The organism is Sphingomonas sp., assembly GCF_048594985.1.
GTDB lineage: Bacteria > Pseudomonadota > Alphaproteobacteria > Sphingomonadales > Sphingomonadaceae > Sphingomonas_I.
Genome location: NZ_JBMDXG010000012.1, coordinates 1 through 1725 on the forward strand (window position 1 = coordinate 1; position 1725 = coordinate 1725).

General features: G+C 68.3%; 2 protein-coding genes. One reads left to right on the forward strand and one right to left on the reverse strand.

The window, feature by feature from the left end; translation table 11 throughout:
- Positions 1 to 933, reverse strand: a 933-nt coding sequence (locus ACOJSF_RS00445) for a DUF1593 domain-containing protein (protein ID WP_420140274.1), incomplete at its 3' end; no start/stop codon positions are given.
- 114 nt (positions 934 to 1047) lie between these two features.
- Between ACOJSF_RS00445 and ACOJSF_RS00450 the strand changes: the two genes are divergently transcribed.
- On the forward strand, positions 1048 to 1725 hold a 678-nt coding region (locus ACOJSF_RS00450; RefSeq protein WP_420140275.1), incomplete at its 3' end, for a coproporphyrinogen III oxidase.

A 1725-nucleotide genomic window follows, 5' to 3' on the forward strand; every position in this document is an offset into this window, starting at 1 on the left:
CTCGATCGCGACGCCGCTGAAGCCGCTTGGATCGGTGGTCGCGATCGGCGGCGTATAAAGCTCGTACCGCCCGCCCCAGCCGCCCCAATCGGGCCGTTCGGGTACGCTCAACCCATTGGGGATGAGCGAGAGATAGGCCGGCGTATCCCCCTCCATCCCATAGGAGACATCCGGATAGGCGGCGCCGAGGGCCCCGTGCCCCTGCTGGATATTGGCTGCCAGCCAGCCGTTCGAGATCGACCTGTTGTCGGCGCCGGGGATCAGCGTGTGGATGCCCGTCCAGGTGCCGGCGCCGTATCCGCCGGGACTGACGACGTAGAACAGGTCGGGAAAGGTCCGGCGGATCCAGGCGCCGGCATCGTCCTGATCCGAGATGGTATAGACGCGCAGCTTGGCGATCAGGCGCTTGGCTTCCTCGGCCGACCGCGTCGCCCGGATCGTGTGCAGCGCCTGCGCCAGCGTGTTGACGCCGCCCCAGACCGATATCCAAAGCGGGCGGGGATCCGACCGGTCGAGCGCCTCGACGATTCGGCGCGAACCGGGCGTGTCCTTGCCCGGTCCCACCAGCGCCATGCCGTATCCCGCCTGCCCCTCGCGCACCAGCGCGTCGAGCGCGGCGGCGGTGGGATAGCCCGCCTCGTGCTTCGACAAACTGGGCTGCACCTTGCCATAGGCGGCGATCAACCGGCGGATCGACGCCGGATGGATGCGATCCTTCATGTGGATCGAGGTGGTGGCGACCAGCCCCTCGATATCGATCTGGTTGGCATAGAGGAACAGGCGCACGAACGACTGGGTGTCGTCGGGATCGGCCTCGACATCGGACAGGACGATCATCCGCTGCCGCTCGGCGGGGCGCGGTGCCTGCGCCGACGCGGCCTGCGGAAACACCATGGCGGTCGCCGCCACGGCCAGCAGCATTGCCGATCGCATCTTTCTCTCCCCTTCGTTGCCCGCCCCCGATGGCTGCATTCCACGCCGGGCGCAAATCGGGTGTGACAATTCGTCCGCTTGCGCAGGCGCGCCGCGATGGCGATAGCGCGCGCCATGCAACCGCTCGACGAACAGCAAGCCGCCGCCCGCACCTGGTTCGAGCGCCTGCGCGACCGCATCTGCGCCGCGTTCGAGACGATCGAGCGCGAGGCGGGTTCGGACGCGGCGTTCGACTATACCGCCTGGGATCGCGTCGATCCGTCCGGCGAAGCGGGCGGCGGCGGCGTGCGCGGGGTGATGAAGGGGCGGGTGTTCGAGAAGGTGGGGGTCAACGTCTCGACCGTCGGCGGCACGTTCGAAGGCGACTTCGCCAAGTCGATCCACGGCGCGGGGGACGATCCGCGCTTCTTCGCGACGGGCATCAGCCTGGTCGCGCACATGGCGAACCCGCATGTGCCGGCCGTGCACATGAACACGCGCTTCCTGGTCACAACCAAGCGCTGGTTCGGCGGCGGCGCCGACCTCAACCCGCCGATCCCCTATGATGGCGACACTGCCGACTTCCATGCGGCGCTGCGCGCGGCGTGCGAGGCGCATCCGGGAGTCGCCGACTATCCGCGGTTCAAGACCTGGGCCGACGATTATTTCTGGATTCCGCACCGCCTGGTGCACCGCGGGGTCGGCGGCATCTTCTACGATCATCTGGAGGGGGATTTCGCGCCAAGCTTCGCTTTCACCCGCGCGGTGGGCGAGGCGTTCCTGTCGATCTATCCCGCCATCGTCCGGCGGCGG